We start from the raw sequence: 24186 nt of genomic DNA on the forward strand, positions 1-24186 counted from the left end.
AGTCCGCATTCCGCGTCCTCGGCGCCCGTCAGCACGAGACCCGGTTCTCGAGGGCATCGCCGCCCACACCGAGGAGGAACTCGAAGACTCGCTCCGCGAACGGCTGCGCGGCCTCCCGGACCCCCTTGGCGATCGCCTCGCTGAGTCCGAGGCTGGCGAGCTCGCCCACGTACGAGGCGACGAAGGCCGCGCAGACGTTGAACGGCTTCCCGCGGTTGTCGGGGTTCCCACGGAAGTCGCCGTAGCTCGACGCCACACCGAACAGCGACTTGCCCGCCAGCATCAGGGCGAGCACCGGCACGAACGTGACCACCGCTGTCTTGCTCGAGAACCCGCCGAGGAAGAAGAAGTTCTTCACGGTCCCGGCGATGCCGACGCCGACGCTGCCCACGATGACGTGGGCGGCAGCCCCCACCAGCGCGCCGACGATGAACCCCCGCCAGAAGGCTTCCCACGCCCGGCCGGCCGGAGCCTGGAACGCCTTCACGAGACCCGTCACGATGCCCGAGGCCACCGCGACCTGCACGAGCGACGGCGCCAGGCCGGTCGGGTCCTCGAAGCTGAGCGGGTTGGCCCTCGAGTACAGGTAGGGATGCCGGCTCAGCGGATCCGCGAGCACACCGGGAAGCCGGTCGACCCCTGTGAACCGGCCGGTCTCGGGTCGGTACTGCCGAGCCCGGAGGTGGTAGAGCCCGGTCTCGTCGTCGAGCCGCTGTCCGGCGAAGGCGTACGGCGTCGGGTTCTGACCCGCGGCAGCCACCCGCTCCCCGAACGCGGCGAACGTCTCCGTCGCCGTGACCTGCCCGAGGTCGTCGGTCACCGCCCGGATGCTGCCGATCTCGTCGGCGTGCAGGTAGCTCGAGACGCCGCTCCGGTGTTCGTTGAGCGGATCGAGGCCGAACGTGGCGGTCGCGACCGTGGCACCCGACGCGTCGTGCTCGACGGCGACCTCGCTGGTGCCCGTCGGCGAGAGCGGGTCGACGAGGAAGCCGACCGACCCTCCGGCGCCCGCACGTGCCACCCGTTCGCCGTTGGCGTCGTAGGTGTACCGGGTCACACCCCCGGCGTGGACCGCGACGGTCATGAGGCCACGGGTGTCGTACCCGTAGGTCTCGATCGTGCTGCCGTCGCTCCGGGAGACCTGGTCGCCGTTGGCGTCGTAGGCGAAGGCCACCCCGCCAGCCGTGAGCAGCCGGTTCTCGGCGTCGTAGGTGTACTGCTCGACCGAGCCCGTGCTGTCGGTCGCCGTCAGCCGGTTCCCGACCGGGTCGTAGGTGTAGGACCTCGATCGCAGCACCGTGCCGTCTCCGGCCTCGTGCGTCTCCTGGACCACGCGTCGGCGCGAGTCGTACTCGAACTCCGACGTCGAACCGTCGGCAGCGGAGATGGCGGTGACGTCCCCGACGGCCGAGCGGTCGTAGACGAACCGCTCGAGCACGGAGGCACCCGAGCGGTGCTCGATCGTGGCCGGCCGGTGCATGGGATCGAAGGTGCGGACGGTCTCGGTCCCGTTGGGGTGGGCTGTCCGCGTCGGCCGACCCGCGAGGTCGTACGAGAGCTCAGAGAGCCCGCCTTGCGGGTCGATGACGGTGACCAAGCGGTTGGCGGCGTCGTAACCGTACGACGTCGCTTCGGCAGTGCCACCCGCTGCCTGCGCCGTCATCGACGTGCGGTTCCCCGCGTCGTCGTAGCTGAAGCTCATCCGCGAGCCGTCGGGGTGCTGGATGGCGGTCAAGCGGTCGAGCGCGTCCCGCGCGTAGGTCGTCGTCCCGCGCTCGTCCCTCGTCTCGACGAGCGCGCCCGTCGCGTCGTAGCTCCGGCCGATCCCCCGACCGTCCGGGAACGTCTGCTGGATCACCCGGCCCGCACCGTCCGTGACGACCGTGGTGGTCTGACCGGCGCGGTCGGTGAAGGCGGTCGGGACGCCTGCTGCGTCGTAGCTGATCTGCTCGCGAAGACCCGACGGGAAGAAGGTCTCCACGAGGCGGCCGGCCCGGTCGTAGCGGTGTCGGGTCGTGTGCCCGTTCGCGTCCGTGACCGACGACAGGTTCCCCGCGAGGTCATAGGACGCCCGCGTCGTGGCACCGCCTGGTTCCACGACCTCGATCAGGGAACCGGCGTCGTCGTAGCCGAAGCGCGTCTCGTTGCCTGCCGCATCGACGTGGACCACGAGGTTGCCGGTGGCGTCGTAGCCGAAGGTCTCCGTCGTGGCGTCCGGATGCGTTGTCGAGATCCGACGCCCCGATGCGTCGTACGCGTGGGCGGTGACGCCACCCACCGGATCCTCCTCGCTCACCAGCTGGCCCGCGGCGTCGTAGGCGAACCGTCGGACGGCTCCGAGCGGATCGGTCGCGGTGGTCACACGGCCAGCCAGGTCGTAGGTGTAGGTGGTCTGACCGCCGCGGGCGTCGACCTCCTTCACGACCTGGCCTGCCGGGTCGTACTCGGTCGACACGGTGGTCCCATCGGGCCGCGTCTGGCTGACGGGTCGGCCCATGCCGTCGTAGGCGAAGCTGGTCACGCCCCCTTCGGGGTCGGTGGCCGTGGCCCGCTCCCCGTCGGACGTGTAGGTGAAGGTCGTGGTGCCGAAGCCCGGAACCGTGACCGCCTGCTCGAGGCCGACGGCGTCGAGCACGACCTCGGCCCGTCGACCGGTCGGGTCCTGGACCCCGGTGAGGGCGCCCAACGGGTCGTACTCGAGCGTCGAGGTCGCATCCGCGCCGTCAGTGACGGCCGTGGGCAGACCGCGACGGTCGTAGGAGACCTCGGTCGTCGATCCGTCGGGCCCGGTGACGGTCACCGGCTGACCGAGGTCGTCCCGACCCACCGAGGTGGTCCGACCGAGCGGGTCGACAGCACCGACCAGGGCGCCGCGCGCGTCGTAGGAGTACGTCGTCGTCGCGCCCGACGCGTCGGTCATCGTGCGGACGTTGCCCCTGTCGTCGTACGAGAGGCGCTCGACCACGACACCGGCATCGTCGGCGACGGTCAGCAGGTTCCCGCGGCTGTCGTAGGTGAACGTCGTCGTCCGGCCGAGGGGGTCGGTCTCGCTCGTCAGCTCACCGGACGGCGAGAAGGTGCGAGTCGTCGTCGCTCCCGTCGCATCCGCCTCGGTCACCAGGTTCCCGGCGGCGTCGTAGGTCCGCTCGGTCGTCCGCCCCAGCGGATCGGTCTCGGTGAGGAGGCGACCCCGGTCGTCGAAGGTGCGGGTGGTCTCCCCACCTTCCGGATCGACCGTCCGGATCACGTTGCCCGCCGCGTCGTACTCGAGGACCGTGACGTCGCCATCGGGGCCGGTCACGACCTCGCTGCGAGTGCCCAGATCACGGCTCATCATCGTGCGGCGTCCTGCGGCGTCGGTGACGGCGGTGACCCGACCAGAGTCGTCGTACTCGTAGCGCACGCCGGTCCGGCCGAGGGGATCGACGACCTCCACCAGCCGATGACCGGCTGCGTACCGGTAGGTGGTCGTGTTGCCCTCGGGGTCCGTGTGGGACGTCAGGTCACCTGCTGCGCTGTACCCGTAGCTCTGGGACACCCCTGCCGGATCGGTCACGGACGTGATCCGCCCGAGCGCATCCCGCGTGAAGGTCACCGACGGACCGGCGGAGTGCAGGATCCCGCCGTCGTCGACGGTGATGACGTTGGCGTTCCGGTCCTCGATGCGGGACACCTGCCCGGACGCGTCGACGGTGTAGATGGTGCCGTCACGTCGCGTGTACACGAACCCTTCGGGCTCGTAGGGCCGCAACGTGGAGTCGTCGACGAGCTCAGCGCCGTCGGCTCCTTGCAGCACCAGGAGGTTCCGGTTGCCCAGCGGCACCAACGTCCCGGTGGACCCAGGACGGGGCTGGTACGCCGCGGTCGTGAACTGCAACGGGACGAACGTCGCCGACCCGGGTGAGGGAGCGAGATCGAACACATCGCGCGTCCCGTCGTCGAACGAGACGGTCACGCTGTGCTCGATGCTCGGAACGAGCGTCGTCGAACCCCACCGACCCGAAGCGAGCTCCCAGCCGAGCCCCTGGTCGCGGCTCACCCGCAGGTCGAGTCCCGTCAGATCGAGCGTCCAGCCGGCGCCGAAGTCCCCGACCTGGCTGTTCCGGGAGTCGTAGGTGCGCACCACGGACAGCGGCAAGCCCGCGGTCGGCACCACGAGGTCCGTGAACGACAGCGAGAACGCGCCGGCCTGGGGGCCTTCCAGCACCTGCACCGGCACGTCCACGCGTGAGACGTTGCCGCCTGCATCCTCCACGTCGAGCCGCACCGTGACCACACCCGGAGGCACCGCGGCCGATGCCAGCGTCCCGAGCGGTCCGTCGACCACCTGGCCCGTCCCGGCGTTGATCTCGTGCAGGAGCGTGCCGTCGGCAGCCACCACCGAGAGCCGCCAGCCGGTGAGGTTCGCGTCGGATGCCGTGCCCCGGATCTCGACCTCGCTCGACACCTCCGCACCGGGGGCAGGGCTGGTGATCTCGGCGATCGGCGGGAGCTCGTCGGCAGCGACGCCGTCGACCACGGTGAGCGCCTTGGTCGCCGTGAGCCCGGCGAAGGTCGCCGTCACCCCCGTCGTCCCGGCCGCCACCGCCGTGATGGTGCGTCCTGCAACCGTGGCGACCGCGCCGTCGACGACGTCGAAGGTGGCCAGCTCGGTGATGTCGACGACCCGCCCATCGGGCAGCAGCGCCTGGGCGGTGTAGGACCGGCTGCGACCCACGACCAGCGACGCATCGGACCCGGTGATGCCGACTGCGACGGCATCGAGCATCCCGTCGATCCCGTCGCAGTTCTGGTCGATGCCGTCGCCGGCCGGATCGCTGGCGCCGGGGTTGACGGTGGGGTCCGCGTCGTCACAATCCCCTTCAGCCGGGCTGAACGCGTCGCCGTCGGCGTCGGCATGCGCCGGAGACGGCCCGGCGGACACGGTGTGATCGACACGGCTCCCGGGGGGCACGGCCGCGCCCGCAGGCGGATGCTGGTCGAGCACGGTGCCTGCCGGAGCCTCGTCTCCCGTCTGACGCACCGCCCCCACCCGGAGCCCGGCCGCATCGAGCATTCCCGCCACGTCACCGCTGTCCTCGCCGACCAAGGTGGGAACCTCGACCGGCTCCACCACCGCCAGGGCGAACACCCCCACCACCGAGTGACCCGCGCCGTCATCAACGGTCACCTCGACCACGTGAGCACCGGCCGACGTGGGAGTCCACGTGACGACGCCGCTGACCGGGTCGATGGCCAGGCTCGTGGGTGTCCCCGGGCCAACCGCCGTTGCGCCGCCGGTGTAGGTGAGCTCGTCACCGTCGGCGTCGTAGGCGCAGATCCGTGCCTGGTACGGCACCCCGACGGTGGCGGGTCCCCTCGGGCCGCAGGTGATGACCGGCGCGTTCGACGGTGGCAGGAGCTCCAGGTACGCGGTCGCTTCGTCACTGCCGACCCCGTCCGACGCCCGGTACGTGAAGCGGTCCAGCTGCTCGACCTCGTCGGGCATGAACGTGTTCTGGCGGAACGCGTTCAGGCCTGGCACCAACCAGTGGGGCTGGGGAGTGCGGGGGATCGCGCCATCCACCTCGACGTTGGTGACGTGGTAGGCGTGCTGGTTCCAGATCGGCCGGGCCCGCACCCATCCACCGGCCGGGCTCCCGAAGGCGTACATGCCGAGCGGTTGCACCTCACCATCGGGCAGCGTGCGGTTGGCGTCCGAACCGACAACGATCTCCGCCTCGCCGTCACCGTCGATGTCGGCCACCACCGGGTACTCCATCGCCGTCCAAGAACCCAGCGGGGTCTCCGACAGCACCGTCCCGTCTGCGCCGTCGAAGACCCACAGGTTCCGCTCGTCCCGGTACACGACCTCCGGGGAGCCGTCGGCCAGGAAGTCGAAGACCGTCGATCCGGTGAAGTTCGAGCTGTTGTCCTGTGTCTCGGCCTCCCACAGCAGGGTGAGGTCGGCTTCGAACACCCGGTAGCGCGACTTGCCGGCGATGCCGATCTCCGGATCGCCGTCGCCGTCGAAGTCGGCGATCGTCGGCGGGCCGCCCCGTGTGACGCCGCTCTCGCCCGCCGGGGCCAGCGCGACCGGCCCGCGGGCGACGGTCAGGTCGTGCTCGAGCACCCGCACCTGGCCGTCCCGGACCAGGACGATCTCGGCGAACGGGTCGTCGTCGAGGTCGCCGACGGCGGTGAACCCGCCGGCGAGGTCGTCGTTGCGGTACTCGACCGTGCCGTCGGAGCCGTAGACGACGCGGCCGTGCACGATCTCCGGGGAGCCGTCGAGATCGATGTCGGCCACGATCGGTGCGCAGTACACGACGTAGTTGTTCAAGCCGGCGTGGGAGCAGACGTCCGAGCCCTCCGACGGTGCCCGCCAGAGCTGGGCCAGCAGGCCGTCGCGGAACTCGAAGGCACCCACCCGGCCCTCGACCGTTGCGACGACCTCCGGGAACCCGTCGCCGTGCAGGTCGGCGACCGCCAGGTTGCCGATGCGGCTGAACCCGGTTCCGGTCCGCAACGTGGTCTCGATCTCGCCCTCGTGGTCCAGCACGACGAGGTCCTGCCGGGCGGTGCCGCCGACGACGACGACCTCCATCGTGCCGTCGCCGTCGAGGTCGGCGAGCGTGGGCGAGGAGGTGGTCCAGTACTCGACGGGCGTGGTCCACCGGACCGATCCGTCCCGTCCGTCCAGCGCCACGACACGTGCCGGCTCCTGGGGCTGGAAGGTGACAGGCCGGGCGAGGAAGACGACCTCAGGCCAGCCGTCGCCGTCCAGGTCACCCACCGACGGGCTGTTCAACGACGCACCTTCAGCGCCGGTGACCGGTTCGGACGGGTCGTCGTCGGTCCAGGCCCACTCCAGCGCGGGGTGCAGCCCCGTGACCGGCCCGTCGCCGGTGACGATCAGCTCACCCAGACCGCGGTAGACGTTGACCTGGTCCTCGAGACCCACGAACCGCACCGCGGTGACACCGTCGACCGGCTCGCCCGCCGACGCGACAACGTCGACCTCGGCGTCGTGGGTCGGCCCGGGGAGGTCCACGGACCCGCTGCTCCACAGCTGCGAGCCGTCCTCGGCGAGCAGCTGGAACTCCCCGCGGACGAAGTCGTACGGGACGTTGTCCGTCTGGCGACTGCCCCGGTAGGCGATGGACCGCACCGTCACCGGCTCCGGGAAGGTGACCTGCAACCACGGATCCTCGTCGCCATCGCCTGGGCGGTCGCTCGGGCTCGTGAGCCACGATGTGCCGTCATAGCCGTCGATGGCCCGCTCGGGACCGAAGTTCGGCCCGTTCTGGCTGCTGGCCGTCGCCTCGGCCCCCGACAACCGGGTCAGGTCGATGCCGGGCCGGGAGGCACTGAGCGGCCCGAGGGGTCGGTACTCGAAGGACCCGTCCGGCGCGAGTGTGACCTCGCCGTTGGTCGGCGCCGCCACCAGCTCCGCCGTCAGCGCGTCGCCGTCCGGATCGGTGTCGTTGGCGAGCACCCCGCCCTCGGGCCCGGCCGCCAGGGGGGAGCCGACGGTTCCGGTGATGCGGTCGTCGACCGCGGTCGGCGCGCGGTTGGGCAGGCGGACCTCGAGGGTCCAGGACTGGGTGTCGATGCCACCCCGGCCGTCTTCGACCCGGACCACGAAGTCGTGGGCGCCGGTGTCGTCGAACAGGATGATGGAGCCGTTGTTCTCGTAGCGCGGCGTCCAGGTCACACGTCCGGTGTCGGCGTCGATGCCGGCGTTGGAGGGGCCGGCCTGCAGCACCCAGGTCAGGTCGTCTCCGGAATCGGGGTCAGTGGCCACGGCGTCGTAGACGTAGGCGTTCCCGTCGATCAGCTTCATGGTGGCCGGGGTGGAGGTGATCTCGGGCGGGCCGTTGACCCCGCCGATCGCGAGCTCGATGTCCACCGGCGTGCCCGGCAGCACCTGCTGACCTGCCTCGGGAAGCTGGTTGTCGACCTGGTCCACGCCGACCGTGTCGGACTCGGTGGTCCCCTCACGACCCACGTCGAGACCAGCACCCTCGATCTCGCTTCGGGCCTGCACCGCGCTGAACCCGACCACGTCGGGCACCTCGACCAGCGACGGCCCCGACGACAGCACGTAGGTCACCGCCGAGCCGAGCTCGACGGAGCTGCCCGGCGCTGGGTCCTGGCGCAGCACCCGACCGGCGGGCACCGTCGGGTGCGGCTCCGTCGAGGTCAGGACCGGCACCAGCCCGGCGTCGTCGACCGCCGTGATCGCCGACACCTGCCGGAACCCCACGATGTCGGGCACGACACCTGGCTCGGACGGCTGCGTGGTCGTGGTCGATGACGTGGTCGTGGTCGATGACGTGGTCGTGGTCGATGACGTGGTCGTGGTCGTGGTCGACGACGTACTCGACGTCGACGAGGTGCTCGACGTCGTCGACGTGGTCGTGGTCGACGTCGGGGGCGAGGTGGGTCCCGGCGTGGTCGGCTGCTCCTTGGCGCACGTGAGCAGCTCCCCCACCGCGGCGTGCACGTCGGCCGACACCGCGGCGGCGGCACCGAGCACGACCGCCCGCCGCACGGTGGGACACACATCTCGCAGGTACTGCGCCACCTCCGGAGCGGAGCTGGCGAGCCGCGCGCCCGGGGTCCGGGCGACGCGCGGCGCGAGCTCCGAGGGCACGAGCACGATCGGCGACTCCAGCGCCTCGGTCAGCGCACCAGCCACCAGCCCGTCGGGGAACGCCTCCCCCGTCGCGACGAGCAACGTCACCGGCTCGCGCACGCCAGCCGACACCGCATCGGCGACCACGACCGATGTGGCGAACCGATCCCGTCCCGACAGCCGCACCGTCGACGCGACCAGACCGGACATGTCCACCTCGACCTGCTCGGACACGGCCGCTGGCCCTCCGACCACGGTGACGGCCAAGCCATCGCGTCCGCGGAGCACCTCGCTCGTCGCTGCCGGCAGGACCGCTTGCTCGGTCAGCACCGTGGGGATGTCGGACCCCGTGATGCCGAAGGTTCCCGCGGTCAGCGCGTCGGCGAAGCCGTCGCTCGCCCCGTCTCCCCGACCGCGAGCCAGGACGGCGCGGCCGTCCTCGAACCCGACCGCCCCGGCGATCATGCGGGCCGTCTCGTACCGATCGACACCACCCAACCGACCCACGGTCAGCCCCAGATCCTCCAGGCGAACGCCGATCGATGGCGCCACCGCGGCGGCACCGCCGACCACCGTGACCCGCTTCGTGCCCAGGCGCTCGAGCTCGTCCACCACCGCGTCCGGCAACACCTCCTCCGGCGTCAACAGGATCGGTCCGCCCACCGAACGAGCCAACGGCCCCGCCGCCAGCGCGTCCGGGAAGTCCCCAGCCCTGGCGAGCACCACGTCGTCCGCGGAATCGAAGAAGGCCTCCGACACGGCCACCGCCGTCTCGACCCTGCTCACCCCACCGATCCGCTCCACCGGCGCTGACACCTGGTCGGCGTCCTGGGCTGCGACCGGCGCCACCGGCGCCACCGCCAACAGCGGCGCCAGCAGGGCCACCACCAGAGCGGCGATCACCCCAGGGCCTCCCCGCGTCGTCCCAGCAGCCAACCGTGCCCCGCCAACCGCCATCAGTCACTCCCCGCCCGGGCTCTACGTCGGAGGCGACCGTACGACGGGTCGCTAACAGCCCGATAACAGCGCTCCTGCGGCGGGTTAGGGTCTGCCCGTGCCCACCCGGTTGGCCCTCCGGACCTTCGGCGCACTCGTCGTGACCGACCGGCAAGGCCAGACGATCCCGGTCAGCGCGGCGCAGAGCCGCCTCCTGGCTGCGCTCGCGCTCGCCTTCCCCGACGCCGTCACCGAAGACCGGCTCGTCGACGTGCTCTGGCCTGCGGGCGAGCCACCCCGGACCGCCCGCCAATCGCTGCACAACCACATCTCCCGCCTCCGGCAGCGCACCGATCGGGACGCGATCGTCCGGGGAGCATCGGGCTACTGCCTGCACCCCGAGTCCGATGTCGACCTCCGCCGCTTCGAGGCCTGGGTGTCGGCGGTGCGGGCATCGACGTCCGACGACGACGTGCGCGACCTCGCCACCGTCGAGGACCTCCTGTCGATGGCCCGCGAACCACCCGTGCCGGAACTCGGTGACGACGAGGTCGCGGCTGCGTGCCGACGGGCCGTCGACCAGTCGGTCACCGAGCTGCAGGACCGGCGGGCCGAGCTCTTGATCAGCGTCGGCCAGATCGACCGTGCGCTGGTTGAGCTGAAGGAGCTGACGACGGCAGACCCAGGGAGGGAGCGTCGTTGGGAGCTGCTGCTGGTTGCCCTGCAGCGCGCCGGACGTGTCGCCGAGGCCCTGCAGACGTTCCACCGAGCACGCCGGAAGCTGATCGACACGTTCGGGATCGAGCCCGGGCCGCAGCTGCGGTCGCTGCACCATCGCTTGCTCGAAGCGACCGAGCCGGCGCGGGACAGCCCGTCACCCGGGCCGACCTTCGGGCGGGAGCGAGACCTCGAGCAGGTGGGGCACCTGCTCGAGCAGGGGAAGGTCGTCCAGGTCACAGGGCCGGCGGGCATCGGCAAGACCACGTTCCTCGCCGCAGCTGCTCGGAGCTGGCAGGCCGGGCCGGTGTTCCGCGTGGCGTGCGCGGAGAACCCCTGGGCGGCGCTGACGCCGGTCGAGGATCTGCTCCGACGTCTTGCTGCGGCCTCACCGGAGCGCGACGTTCCGCGACGGCTCGCAGACCTGCACGACCCGGTGGACCGGGAGGCACTCGGCCGCCTGCGGGAGCCGGAAGGCGTGACCGTACGAGCCACCAGGGCGATCACGCAGGCACTGGCCGCGCTCGACCACCCCCTGCTGCTCGTCGACGACATCGACCGCGCCGGGCCGAGCACCCAGGACGTCCTCCTGACGGTCGCTGCCGACCCCGCGGTGGCCTGCCTGCTGACCGGGCGCTTCGAGCACGCCCCCGCGATGGACCTCCCCGATCACGAGGCGTTCCCGCTCTCAGGACTGGAACCCGACGCACTGACTGCGTTGGCGGCGCACGCGGGCCACGCCCGAGCGGAAGCGGGGGCGGTGGGACGGTGGCTGCACGAGCACACGAGCGGCCACCCCCTCTACGCGCTCGAGCTCTTGGCGTCGCTCGGGGAGGAGCGGCCGTGGGTGCCCGGGGAGCGCGACGACGGGCTGTCGTTGAGTCCCTCGCTCCTGGCGCTGGTCCATGCACGACTCGGTGGGGTCCCTCCTGGCTGTCGCCCCCTGCTCGATGCAGCTGCGGTCGGTGGAGATCCGGTGGAGGTCTCCCTGCTGCGTGGCGTCGCCGACATCGGGCAGCTCGACGGGCTCATCGCGAGCGGCGTCCTCGTCCGCGAGCAGGGCCGCCTCCGCTTCGCCCACTCCCTGCTGGCGAAGGTCGCCTACGACCTGGTGCCGAGCGGGCGGCGGAAGGAGCTGCACCACGCGGTCGGGCTGCGCTGCTATGACCCGGCAGTCCGGGCCCAGCACCTCGCCCGGACGGCCGAGCTCGATCCGGATGCCGCAGTGGCCGCGCTGGTCGCCGCCGGGCGCGCCTCCCTCGTCGCCGAGGCCTACGCGGATGCCTCCGCCTGGTTCACGCAGGCGGCAGACATCGCGGAGACCCACGGCTGGGGGCGTGCCGCGGTGCTGGACCTGCAGCTGGAGGCGCGCGACTGCGATCGGCTGGACGGGCGGCCCGGGCACGCGGAGCCGCTGCTCGACATCGCCGAGGAGGCGCTGCGGCTCGGGCACGCCGACCTGCGCCGGCGAGCGACGGTGAGCGCGGTGCAGCTGGGCGAGGCCGTGGACGCCGGCCCATTGCAGGAGCGGGCCGCCGCCGTCGCGGACGCGGCCATCGCCGTCGAGACCGATGCGAAGTGGCGCGGCCGCATCTTGGCGACGGCCAGCATCCTGCACTCGATCTCCGGGGAGCCGGACCGATGCCGGGACATGTTCCTCGAGGCCATGGCCGGGCTCGATCCGGGCGATGACCACGCGGCCTGCGAGGTGCTGCCCTACGCCTACATGGCGCTCGGCCACCCCGACGACCTCCCGGCCCGGGAGGCCGCGGCCACCGATCTTCACCGCGCGGCGCGCCGCACGGGAGATCGAGCCGCCGAGTGGGAGGCGAACCACCTGCGTTGCTCCGTGGCCATGTTCCGCGGCGACGGAGCAGCGCTCCGCACGGCGTTCGACGAGTGCGAGCGGCTCCTGGCCGACGCCGGCGCCGCGGGTCGCCGGTGGTCGAACCGGTACCTCGCCGCGGCCATCGCGGCGATCGACGAACGCTACGACGACGCAGAGGCCCTGACCGAGGACGTACTCGCCACCGGGAGCGGGGTCGCCCCGGCCCGAGCGATGTCGACCGCGTCCGGGCACCTCCTCGGCATCCGGTGGCAGCAGGGCCGGCTCGGGGAGCTCGCCGATCCGCTCGAGTTCCTCATCGGCGAGCAGCCGGAGATCCCGGCGTGGAAGGCCGCTGGGAGCCTCGTGCTGGCCGAGCGCGACCCGGCACGCGCTGCACAGCTCTTCGACGACGTCGTGGTCGACGGCGGGGTCACCCTGCCCCGGGACTTCACGTGGCTCGCCGGCGTGCTCTGCCTCGGCGGCGCTGCCGTGCGCCTGGCCGACCCCGAGCGGGCGCGCCGGGTCCTCCCGCACCTCGCCCCCTACACCCACCTCACCTGCTGGCAAGGGACCTGCACCTACGGACCCGTGGCCACGATCGCCGCCGACGTGGCTGTGCTCACAGGCGACCCACGGGAGACCGGTTGGCGCGAGACGAGTCGGGCCCTCCTCGCCGACCTGCGCCGCTGACAGCGCACCTCCGACCGGATGCCGCTGTTGGCTACGGTCGTTGCCAATGACCGACTCGCACATCCGCTACGAGGTCGACGACGGGATCGCCACGATCACCATCGACCGGCCCGAGAAGCGCAACGCCATGACCTACGCGGTCCTGGCCGACTTCACCGACGCCGTGTGGCAGGCCTCCGACGACGAGGCCGCCCGGGTCGTGATCATCACCGGCGCCGGCGGGGCCTTCTGCGCCGGCACCGACCTGTCCGAGCTCGACGACACGCCCGAGGACGAACGGGGCACCCGCTCCGGCCGGGCGGACACCGGCGAGCGCGCCCGGCCGCCGTGGCCGATCGTGCAGTGCCCGAAGCCCGTGATCGCCGCCATCGACGGCGCCGCCGTGGGCATGGGCGTGGAGTTCGCCACCCAGGCCGACGTCCGCATCGCCAGCGACCGGGCCAAGCTCGGGTGGATCTTCGTGAAGCGGGGCCTGGTGCCCGACACCGGCGCCGGCAGCTACCTGCTGCCCCGCATCGTCGGGGCCACCGAAGCCCTGCGCCTGCTGCTGTCCGGTGAGGTCATCGACGCCGAGGAGGCCCTCCGCATCGGCTTCGTCACCCAGGTGGTGGCCCCCGACGACCTGCTGGCCGCCGCCCGCACCGAGGCGGAGCGCTACCTGGAGGCCTCCCCCTTCGCCGTCGCCCGCACCAAGCGGCTGACCTACCAGGCCATGGCGGCCGAGGCGTCGGCCCACGTGGCCGAGACCGGTCGCCTGCTGCAGGAGTGCTTCCACTCCGAGGACCACGCCGAGGGCGTGGCCTCCTTCCTCGAGCGGCGCCCGGCGCGCTTCACGGGCCGATGAGCGGCGCCGAGGTCCCCGTCGGCATCGAGCTCGCGGGCGTGCACCGCTGGTTCCAGGACCACGTCGGCGACGTCGGCGCGGCCGACGAGCTGCAGATCGACCAGGTCCAGGGCGGGCACTCGTGCCTGACCTACATCGTGCGCGCCGCCGACGGCACGAGGTACGTGCTGCGCCGCCCGCCGGTCGGGCACCTGCTGGCCAGCGCGCACGACGTGCTGCGCGAGCACCGCGTCATCACCGCCCTCGCAGACACCGACGTGCCGGTCGCACCGGTGGTCGGCGCCTGCGAGGACCCCGAGGTCACCGGCGCACCCTTCTACGTGATGGCCTTCGTCGACGGGCCGGTGCTCCACGACCGGGCCGCCGCCGAGCGCCTCGACATCGCGGCTCGACAGCGGGCCGCCGAGTCGATGATCGACGTGCTCGTCGCCCTCCGCGACGTCGACCCCGACGCCGTCGGGCTCGGCGACTTCGCCAAGCGCAGCGACTACCTGGGTCGCCAGCTCCGCCGCTGGCACGGCCAGTGGGAGGCGGCCGACACCCGCCCGATGCCCGGCATGGCCCCGCTGCACGACTGGCTGGTCGAGAACCAGCCCGAGGAGGGCCCGGCCGGCATCGTCCACGGCGACTTCCGCCTCGGCAACGTCATCCACGCCTCCGACGGCTCGGTGGCCGCGCTGCTCGACTGGGAGCTGTGCACGCTCGGCCCGCCGGCCGCGGACCTGTCGTACCTGCTGAGCTGGTGGGTGGACCCCGCCGGCACCCGGGCCGACGCGGCATCGGCCGCCGAGGGCTTCCCCGACCGGGCCCAGCTCGTGGCCTGGTACGAGGAGCGCACCGGCGAGGCCGCCCGCGGCCTCGACTACTGGCTCGCCTTCCACGCCTGGCGGTCTGCGTGCATCGCGGCCGGCGTCTACACCCGGTACAAGGCCGGGCAGATGGGTGCCGGGGCCGACGACCTGACGCGCTTCGAGGACTCGGTCGAGCACTCGATCCACACCGGGCTCGTCGCCGCCGGCATCGCCTGATCCGGTGGCCGATCGCGCCACCACCATGGCGGAGCGCCTGGCGCTCGAGGCATCCGGCTCCGACGAGCTGCGAAGCCGCGACCCGGCCGACGCCCGCCACGTCTACGGCGGGTGGCTGATCGCCCAGGCGCTGCGGGCCGCCGGCACCACGGTGGATCCCGACCGCCACGCCATCGCCGTCCACGCGTCGTTCGTCGTGGCCGGCACACCGGAGGAGCACGTCCGCTACCGGGTGGAGCGCACCCGCGACGGCTCGAGCTTCACCACCCGGCGGGTCACGGCCTTCCAGGATGCGGGCACGGTGCTCGTGCTGACCGCGGACTTCCAGCGCGACGAGCCCGGCGCCGACTACGAGCTCCCCGTCGTGCCCGGCATCCCCGGACCGGAGGGCCTGACGACGGGCCGCTACGACAACCCGCTGCTCGAGAGTCGGGACGTGCCGGTCGACGCCGTGGCCGGCGGCCTGCCCCACACGCGGCGGGCGTGGTTCCGGGTCCGGGCACCGCTGCCCCCCGAGCCGGACCTGCACCTGCAGACGGTGGCCTACCTCAGCGACTTCGGCGCGACCCGCGCCGTGCGCGAGCCCCACGCCCACCTGGCCGACGACGCCCGGCGCATCTCGATGTCGCTCGACCACAGCATCTGGTTCCACCGGCCTGTGGACGCGTCGGGCTGGCTCCTGTCGGAGATGACCCCGATCGCGTCCGGTCGCGGCCGGGGCCTGGCCATCGGTTCGGTCCGCACCGAGGACGGCCGCCTCGTCGCCACGATCGCCCAGGAAGCCCTCCTCCGAGAACGTCCCTGAAGCCCGCGTCGGGTGGTCGGCGCTGTCACGGCGATCGACTACGAAGGGGCGGAGATGTTCACGATCCACCGCTCGGAGCGGGCCGACGCGCTCGTGGACGGCCTCGTCGAGGTCGTGGCCACGCCGTTGCCCGACCCGTTCGCGGCCGAGGTCGTGGCCGTGCCCACGCGCGGCGTCGAGCGCTGGCTCACCCACCGGCTGGGAGCGACCGTCGGCGCCAGCCCGGGCCGGTCCGACGGCGTGTGCGCCAACGTCGAGTTCCCCTTCCCCGGCCGCCTCGTCGGTGACGTGCTGGCCGTGGCCACCGGCGTCGACCGGGACGAGGACCCCTGGCGGCCCGAGCGCCTGGTGTGGCCGGTGCTCAGCGTGCTGGACCGCTGCGCCGGCGAGCCGTGGCTGCGCATGGTCGGCGCCCACCTCGGCATGCGGGGTCCGGGTGTGGAGGCCGACGAGCACGACGCGCTGCGCCGCCGGCGCCGGCATCCCGCGGCCCGCCACATCGCCGAGCTGTTCGACCGCTACGGCGTGTTCCGCCCGGCGATGGTCCTGTCGTGGCTGGACCGCACGAGCACGGACGACGAGGCCGACCCCGACCTGCCGCCGGATGCCCGCTGGCAGCCCGAGCTGCTGCGCCGGGTGCGCGACCACGTCGGCGTGGCCTCCCCACCCGAGCGCATCGCCGACGCCGTCGAGCGGCTGCGGGCCGACGCCGTCGACCTCGACGACGTCGTGCCCGACCGGGTCTCGCTGTTCGGCCTGACCCGCCTGCCCGCCACCTACCTCGAGGTGCTCCGCGCCCTGGCGACCCACCGCGACGTGCACCTGTTCGCGCTGCACCCGTCGCTGGCGCTGTGGGACCGGATCGCCGAGGCCCACGCCGACGTGGTTCCCCGCGTGGCGGCAGGGCTGTCCCGCGCCGAGGACCCGACGCGCCGGGAACCGCAGCACCCGCTGCTCGCCACCTGGGCCCACGACAGCCGCGAGATGCAGCTGGTGCTGTCGGCGGCGGGCGAGGCCGAGGTCGCCCACCGGTCCCCGGCGCCGCCCCATCGACCCGACACGCGGCTGGCTCGGCTGCAGGACGCCATCCACCGGGACGAGGCCCCGGCGCCGGGCGAGCCCCGCCCCGACCCCGACGACCGGTCCGTGCAGGTGCACGCCTGCCACGGCCGGGGCCGTCAGGTCGAGGTGCTCCGCGACGCCATCTGCCACCTGCTCGCCGCCGATCCGACCCTGGAGCCCCGCGACGTCATCGTCCTGTGCCCCGACATCGACGAGTACGCGCCGCTGCTGCACGCCACGTTCGGCTCCCGGGACCCCGACGACCCCGAGCAGCTGCCCGGGCCGCCCGTGCTCCCCTACCGCTTGGCCGACCGGTCGCTGCGCCAGACGAACCCGCTGCTCGGCGCGCTGGCGGACCTGCTCGACCTGCTCGACGACCGGCTGACCGCCACCGAGGTCCTGCGCTTCGCCGGCCGCCCGCCGGTGCGCCGCCGCTTCGCGTTCGACGACGACGCCCTCGAGCGGATCGCCGGCTGGGTCGAGGACAGCGGCGTGCGCTGGGGCCTCGACGCCGAGCACCGCCGGCCGTGGTCGCTGCAGTCCGTCGCCGACCACACCTGGCGGGCCGGCCTCGACCGGCTCCTGCTCGGCGTGGCCATGGACACCGACGACGCCCGCACCGTCGGCGGCCGCCTCCCGCTCGACGACGTGGACAGCGGCGACATCGACCTGGCCGGGCGCCTGGCCGAGCTCGTCGACCGCCTGGACGCGGTGGTGGCGCACTGCTGCGAGGACCGACCGGTCGGCGACTGGGTCGGCCTCCTGGGCGAGGCCACCGACCTGCTGCTGGCCGCCCCGCCGGCCGAGGCGTGGCAGCGGGTGCAGGTGGACGCCGTGCTCCGCGACGTCCTGGCCGAGTCGTCGCGCGGGGGCACCTCCAACGACCGGCCCCTGTCGCTCGCCGAGATCCGCTCGCTGCTGGCCGCCCGCCTGGCCGGCATGCCGACCCGGGCCGACTTCCGCACCGGCGCCATCACCATGTGCACCCTCGTGCCGATGCGCGCCGTGCCGCACCGCGTCGTGTGCGTGCTCGGCCTCGACGACGGCGTCTTCCCCCGCACGTCGCGCACCGACGGCGACGACCTGCTCCAGCGGGTGCCGCTGGTCGGCGACCGCGACCCCCGCACCGAGGACCGCCAGCTCCTGCTCGACGCGGTGCTCGCCGCCGAGGAGTCCCTCGTCCTCACCTACACGGGTCACGACGAGCGCACGAACGAGGAGCGGGCGCCGTCGGTCCCCCTCATCGAGCTGCTCGCCGTGGTGGGCGACGACGTGGTCACCCACCACCCGCTCCAGCCCTTCGACCCCGACGCCTTCGCCGACGACTCGCCCTGGAGCTTCGATCCGGTCCAGCTCGCCGGCGCCCGGGCCGTCGTGGGCGAGCGGGTGGCGCCCCCGCCGTTCCTGTCCGGCGCGCTCGAGGCGTGCGAGGAGACCTCCGTCGGCCTCGACGAGCTCGTCCGCTTCGTGCAGGACCCCCTGCGCGAGCTGCTGCGCCAGCGGCTCGGGATGTCCACCTGGGACGACGACGACCAGCTGCCAGACGCCATCCCGATCGAGCTCGACGCCCTGCAGCGCTGGGGCGTGGGCCAGCGCATCCTGCGCCAGCTGCTCGCCGGCATCGACCTCGACGCGGCCGTCCGGGCCGAGATCGCCAGCGGCACGCTGCCGCCCGGCGAGCTGCGCCACGCGCTGCTCACCGACGTGGCCAACACCGCCGGCGCCATCCACCACCTCGCCGTGGAGGAGGGTGTGGCCGGCCCGCCAACGTCGGTGGAGGTCGACGTCGACGCCGACCTGTTCGAGGCCGGCAGCCCGCCCGTGCGGGTGCTCGGCACCGTGCCCGGCGTGCACGGCGACACGGTGGCGGAGGTGTCGTTCTCCTCGCTCAGCCCCAAGACCCGGCTGGCCCTGTGGGTGCGGCTGCTGGCGGTAAGCGCGGCGCGGCCCGAGCGGGAGTGGCGCACGCTCGGCATCGGCCGGGCCCGCAACGGCGGCAAGGTCGTGCGACATCGAGCCCTGGACGGGCCCGCCGAGCACCGCGCCGCCGAGGCCGCCCGGCTCCTCGGCCGCATCGTCGCCCTGCGCCAGCGCGGGCTGCGCGAACCGCTCCCCCTGCCCTGCAAGACCGCCGAGGCGTGGGCCAGCGCCGCCCACCGGGACCAGGACACCCGGGGCGCGGCCGGGCAGTGCTGGTCGGGGGGGAAGTTCGGCGGCGACGCCGACGATGCAAGCGCGGTGCGCATCTGGGGCGAGGGCGCCACCCTCGACCAGCTCCTCGCTGCCGGGCTCGACCCGCTGGCCCGACACCTGTGGGACCCGATCCTGGTGCGGGAGTCGTGGCGATGATCACCGTCCTCGAGGCCAGCGCCGGCACCGGCAAGACCCACCGGGTCACCACCGAGGCGGTGCGCGCCGTGGCGGAGGGCACGCCGCTGGAGCAGATGCTGCTGGTGACCTTCACCATCGCCGCCACCAGCGAGCTGCGCGCCCGCACCTGGGACCGCCTCGCCCGCACGGCCGCCGCCCTCGACGCCCACCGGCGGGGGACGCCGGTGGAGACCGACGACGAGCTGGTCGCCGAGCTGTGCGACGGTGACGACGACGTCGTCGGCCTCCGCCACCGCAACCTCACCGACGCCATGGCCTCGTTCGACGGGGCCACGATCACCACGATCCACGGGTTCTGCCACCAGGTGCTGCAGAGCCTCGGCTTCGCCGCCGACGTCGAGCGGGACCCGACCTTCGTCGAGGACGTCCGCGACATGCTCGACGAGGTCGTCGCCGACCTGCTCGTCCGCAAGCTGCACAAGGCCACCGGCGTCCGATTCCCGGTCGACCCGGCCCGGCGCATCGCCGAGAAGGCCATCGTCGACCCCCGCGCCCGCATCGTGCCCGCACCCGACGGCAGCTCCGACGACCTGCGCTCGCGCTTCGCCGTGGCGGTGCGCGACGAGATGGACCGCCGCAAGCGAGCTGCCGGACTGCTGGGCTACGACGACCTGCTCCTGCGGGTGGAGGAGGCGCTGGTCGAGGACCCCGACGGCACCGTGCGCGACCGGCTCCGCCGCCGCTACTCGCTCGTCATCGTCGACGAGTTCCAGGACACCGACGCGGTGCAGTGGGAGATCCTCGAGCGGGCCTTCGGCGACCCGCCCACCCGCCTCGTGCTGGTCGGCGACCCGAAGCAGGCCATCTACGCCTTCCGGGGCGCCGACGTGCACGCCTACCTGGCCGCCCGCCGCCGGGCCGGCGAGGGCCACGTCCGCCGCCTCGACCGGAGCTGGCGGGCCGACGCCGGGCTGCTGTCCGGCCTCGATGCCCTCTTCGGCGACACCGCCCTCGGCCACGACGAGATCCGCTACGCCAGCACCACCGCGGCGCCGGGACGGGAGGCCACGCGCCTGTCGGGCCTGGCCAAGCCGGCACCCGTGCGCGTCCGCCTGGTGGGCAGCGACCGTCCCGGGCTCTCGCTGACGCCCAGCACCGGCGTGGTCCAGAAGGACAGCGCCATCGCGTTCGTGGCCGAGGACCTGGCATCCGACGTGGTCGCCCTCCTGTCCCAGGGGGCGACCTACGACGACCCCGACGAGGGTGAGCGACCGCTGCAGTGCGGCGACGTGGCCGTCCTGGTCGGGCGCAACCAGGACGCCCTGACCGTGCGCGACGCGCTGGTACGGACCGGCGTGCCGGCCGTCGTCAACGGCACCGGCAGCGTCTTCGGCACCGGCGCGGCCCGGGCCTGGCTGGCGGTGCTCGAGGCCGTCGAGCGTCCGGCCGCCACCGGCACGGTGCGCAACGCCGCCCTCACCCCGCTGCTCGGCTGGACCGCGGCCGACGTCGACACCGCCGACGAGCGGGCCTGGGACGCGCTGCACGACCGCCTCCACGAGTGGCACCGGGTGCTCGCCGAGGGCAACGTCGCCGGCCTGTTCGAGCAGCTCAGCGCCCGCACCGACCTGCCCGCCCGTCTGCTGCGGGTCGAGGGCGGCGAGCGGATGGTGACCGACCTGCGCCACCTGGCCTCCCTGCTGCACGCCCAGGCCGGCCTCGGCGGCGGCGCGCCCTCGCTGCTGGCCTGGCTGCGCGAGCGGATGCGGGAGGCCGATCGGGACACGGCCCAGGACGACCGGAGCCGGCGCCTCGAGACCGACGACGCGGCCGTGCAGGTGTGGACCGTGCACCGCAGCAAGGGCCTCGAGTACCCCGTGGTCTACGTCCCGTTCCTGTGGATGCCCCCGCCGGCCCGGGCCGAGGACGTGCTGGTCTTCCACGACGCCGACTCCGGCGAGCGGGTGATCGACGTCAGCGAGCCGAAGGGCCCCCACGCCCAGGAGCGCAGCGAGCACGTCCGCCGGTACCTCGACGAGGAGGCCGGCGGCGCGCTGCGGCTCGCCTACGTCGCGCTCACGCGGGCCCGCAGCCAGGTGGTGCTGTGGTGGGTGCGGGGCCACGACTGCCACCGCTCGCCGCTCGGCCGCCTGCTGCTCGGACCCGAGCTGGCCGAGCAGGGCTCGAAGCTGCGCGACGAGCACTGCCGCTCGGCCGCCGACCTCCTGGCCCAGCGGGCCGGCGGCGCGGTCGCCGTCGAGCAGTCGTCGGGGGCGAGCGGAGCACGTCTCCCCCGCGCCGAGCCCGACGTCCCCCGCCTGCGGACCGCGTCCTTCGGTCGCACCATCGACCGGGCCTGGCGGCGGACGTCGTACTCCGCGCTCACCGCCGCGGCCCACGATGCACCCGAGCACGACGCGCCCGAGCACGACGAGCGCGGCCTCGAGGACGAACAGATGCCCGAGGACCTGCCCGCCGGCGGCGACCGGACCGACGCCGCCACCGAGGCCCGCCTGCGCGCCGTGCCCTCCGCCTTCGGTGACCTCGGGGGCGGCGCCACGTTCGGCACCCTCGTCCACGGCGTGCTCGAGGAGGTCGACTTCGCCGCCGACGACCTCCCCCGCCAGATCCGCGCCGGACTCGCCGCCCAGTACCTCGGCAGCCAGCAGGTGGACGCCGACGCCCTCGTCGCCGGTCTCGTCGCCGCCATCGAGACGCCGCTCGGCCCGCTCGTGGACGAAGCCCGCCTCCGGGACGTGCAGCCGGCGGACCGCCTCGACGAGCTCCACTTCGAGCTCCCGCTCGTCGGCGGTGACGACCCGACCGGGCACGTCACCATGCGGGCCATCGCGGACGTCGTATCGCGCCACCTGCCGGCCGACGACCCGCTGGCCGGCTACGGCGAGCGGCTGCGGTCGCCGGCGCTGGCCGCGGCGGTGCGGGGTCACCTCAGCGGCTCCATCGACGTGGTGCTGCGCCACCGCGGACCGGACGGCACCGGCCGCTACGTCGTCATCGACCACAAGAGCAACTGGTTGGGCGTGGCCGGTGAGGAGCTGTCGGCCTGGCACTACCGACCGAGCGCGCTGGCCGACGCGATGGTGCGGGCCCACTACCCGCTCCAGGCGCTGCTCTACAGCGTCGCCCTCCACCGCTACCTGCGCTGGCGCCTCCCCGACCACGACCCCGAGCGCGACCTCGGTGGCGTCCTCTACCTGTTCCTGCGGGGCATGACCGGCGCGGACGTGCCCCGCATCGACGGCGAGCCGTGCGGCGTGTTCTCGTGGCGACCGCCGGCCGCGATGGTCGTGGCGCTGTCCGACGCCCTCGATCGGGGTCAGGCATGACCCTGCTCCTCGGCCGGCAGGCCCACCGGGCGAGCGGGCTGCTCGGCGCGTTCGCCGAGGCCGGCGTGCTCGAGGCCGCCGACGTCCACGTCGCCCGGACGCTCGACCGGCTGTCGGGCGCGGCGTCCGATGGCGATGCCGAGCTCACCATGCTCGCCATCGCCCTGACGGTGCGCGCCGTGCGCCACGGCAGCGTCATCACCGACCTGGCCACCCTGGCCGGCACCGTCACGGTGGACGAGGTGCCACTCGGCCCCGATGGCGAACCGGTGGTCGACGTGGCCGACCTCCCCTGGCCCGAACCCAGGCGCTGGCTGGGCGCCGTGCGCTCGTCCCCGCTCGTCGCCGACGGCGATGCCGCCACCACCTCCCGGCCGCTGCGCCTGGTCGGCACCACGCTCGCGCTCGATCGGTACTGGCGCCACGAGCGGCGCATCGTGGCCGACCTCACCACCCGAGCAGCGACCGACCCGTCCGACGTCGACGAGGAGCTCCTCCGCGCCGGGCTCGGACGCCTCTTCCCCGGTTCACCGTCAGCGGGTCCCGACCTGCAGCGGGTCGCGGCCGCCGCGGCGGTGCTGCGGTCCTGCACCGTGATCGCCGGCGGGCCCGGCACCGGCAAGACCACCACCGTCGCGCGCATCCTCGCCCTGCTCCACGAGCAGGCCGCCGCCGAGGGCCGGCCGATGCGCGCCGCCCTCGCGGCCCCCACCGGCAAGGCCGCAGCCCGGCTGCAGGAGGCCGTGCAGGAGCAGGCCGCCCGGCTCGCCGCGGACGGTGCGGTCGAGCCCGCGGTGGCCGATGCGGTCGCCGCCACCGAGGCCGCCACCCTGCACCGGCTGCTCGGCTGGAACCCGGGGAACCGCAGTCGCTTCCGCCACGACCGGTCCAACCAGCTGCCCCACCAGGTCGTCGTGGTCGACGAGACGTCGATGGTGTCGCTGTCGATGATGGCGAGGCTGCTCGAAGCGGTCCGCCCGTCGGCGCGGCTCGTCCTCGTCGGCGACCCCCAGCAGCTGGCGTCGGTCGAGGCCGGCGCCGTGCTCGGCGACGTGGTCGGCCCCGCGGCCGAGCGCCTCCGGATGCGCCCGGCCGCCCGGACCGAGCTGGAGGCGGTGAGCGGGCAGGTGGTCGATGCCGACGAGGACGACCGCCCGGTGTGCATCGGCGACGGCATCGTCGTGCTGCGCCACAACCACCGCTTCGCCGGCGGCATCCGGGATCTGGCGGCGGCGATCCAGACGGGCCGCGCCGACGACGTCGTCGACGTGCTCGGCCGCGAGACCCACGACGTGCACTGGCTCCCCGTCGACGTGGCCGAGGAGGCCGTGCCCGCCGTCCGCGACCTGGTGGTCGACCAGGCCGCGGAGGTCATCGAGGCCGCCACGCTCGGCCGCGCCGGCGACGCCCTGGCCGCCATGCGGGGGGTGCAGCTCCTCTGCGCCCACCGCCGCGGCCCCTACGGGGTGGCGACGTGGCGGCGCGAGATCGAACGGCGCCTGGCCGAGACCGTGCCCGGCTTCGCCTGGCAGGGCTGGTTCGCCGGCCGCCCCCTGCTGATCACCGAGAACGACCGCCAGCTCGGGCTCTACAACGGCGACACCGGCGTGGTGGTGGACGTCGCCGGCGACCTGCGCTGCGCGTTCGAGCGCCGCGGCGAGGTCGTGCACGTGTCCCCGAGCCGGCTCGCCGCGGTGGAGACGCTCTACGCCATGACCATCCACAAGAGCCAGGGCAGCCAGTTCGGCGAGGTCATCGTCGTCCTGCCCGACGAGACGTCGCCGATCCTGACCCGCGAGCTGCTCTACACCGCGGTCACCCGGGCCGAGCGCGGCGTCACGGTCGTCGGCACCGAAGCCGCGGTGCGGGCTGCCGTCTCCCGCCCGGTCGCCCGGGCCTCCGGGCTCCGGGACCGCCTCTGGGACGCCTGAAACCCGTTCTGGTATACGGATTCCCCCGTATGCGAGGGAATCGGTAG

8 protein-coding genes are annotated in these 24186 nt (G+C 73.6%); 7 read left to right on the forward strand and 1 reads right to left on the reverse strand.

The features are described 5' to 3' along the window. Positions 1-28: 28 nt before the first annotated feature. Complete coding sequence (locus RGQ06_RS19820) at positions 29-9523, reverse strand: cell wall-binding repeat-containing protein (protein ID WP_432428111.1); 9495 nt, start codon at positions 9521-9523, stop codon at positions 29-31. A gap of 151 nt (positions 9524-9674) precedes the next feature. Between RGQ06_RS19820 and RGQ06_RS19825 the strand changes: the two genes are divergently transcribed. The 7 genes from RGQ06_RS19825 to recD are packed head-to-tail and all read left to right on the forward strand — an operon-like array spanning position 9675 to position 24139. After that, positions 9675-12791, forward strand: coding sequence for a BTAD domain-containing putative transcriptional regulator (locus RGQ06_RS19825; RefSeq protein WP_432428112.1), 3117 nt, complete (start codon positions 9675-9677; stop codon positions 12789-12791). 46 nt (positions 12792-12837) lie between these two features. After that, positions 12838-13635 (forward strand): enoyl-CoA hydratase/isomerase family protein, encoded by a 798-nt coding sequence (locus RGQ06_RS19830; protein ID WP_432428113.1) that lies wholly within the window; start codon positions 12838-12840, stop codon positions 13633-13635. After that, entirely contained in the window at positions 13632-14663 is a 1032-nt protein-coding gene (locus tag RGQ06_RS19835; protein ID WP_432428114.1) for a phosphotransferase family protein, read from the forward strand. Before RGQ06_RS19830 ends, RGQ06_RS19835 begins: the two co-directional genes overlap by 4 nt. 4 nt (positions 14664-14667) lie before the next feature. Beyond that, complete coding sequence (locus tag RGQ06_RS19840; RefSeq protein ID WP_432428115.1) at positions 14668-15468, forward strand: acyl-CoA thioesterase; 801 nt, start codon at positions 14668-14670, stop codon at positions 15466-15468. A 54-nt stretch (positions 15469-15522) separates the two neighbouring features. Further along, positions 15523-18879: an exodeoxyribonuclease V subunit gamma gene (gene recC, locus RGQ06_RS19845; RefSeq protein WP_432428116.1), complete on the forward strand. Its 3357-nt coding sequence runs from the start codon at positions 15523-15525 to the stop codon at positions 18877-18879. Further along, the gene (locus RGQ06_RS19850; RefSeq protein ID WP_432428117.1) at positions 18876-22208 is read left to right on the forward strand and encodes a UvrD-helicase domain-containing protein; all 3333 of its coding nucleotides are present in this window, start codon (positions 18876-18878) and stop codon (positions 22206-22208) included. Before recC ends, RGQ06_RS19850 begins: the two co-directional genes overlap by 4 nt. Continuing rightward, positions 22205-24139, forward strand: coding sequence for an exodeoxyribonuclease V subunit alpha (gene recD, locus RGQ06_RS19855; RefSeq protein WP_432428118.1), 1935 nt, complete (start codon positions 22205-22207; stop codon positions 24137-24139). Before RGQ06_RS19850 ends, recD begins: the two co-directional genes overlap by 4 nt. Positions 24140-24186 lie beyond the last annotated feature (47 nt).

It is taken from the genome of Salinilacustrithrix flava (assembly GCF_041228405.1).
Lineage (GTDB): Bacteria > Actinomycetota > Acidimicrobiia > Acidimicrobiales > Salinilacustritrichaceae > Salinilacustrithrix > Salinilacustrithrix flava.

What these genes read in the sequence shown, in the direction of transcription:
- RGQ06_RS19830 (WP_432428113.1), top strand. Translation starts at nt 12,838, where the DNA reads ATGACCGACTCGCACATCCGCTACGAGGTCGACGACGGGATCGCCACG.
- RGQ06_RS19835 (WP_432428114.1), top strand. Translation starts at nt 13,632, where the DNA reads ATGAGCGGCGCCGAGGTCCCCGTCGGCATCGAGCTCGCGGGCGTGCAC.
- recC (WP_432428116.1), top strand. Translation starts at nt 15,523, where the DNA reads ATGTTCACGATCCACCGCTCGGAGCGGGCCGACGCGCTCGTGGACGGC.
- RGQ06_RS19850 (WP_432428117.1), top strand. Translation starts at nt 18,876, where the DNA reads ATGATCACCGTCCTCGAGGCCAGCGCCGGCACCGGCAAGACCCACCGG.
- recD (WP_432428118.1), top strand. Translation starts at nt 22,205, where the DNA reads ATGACCCTGCTCCTCGGCCGGCAGGCCCACCGGGCGAGCGGGCTGCTC.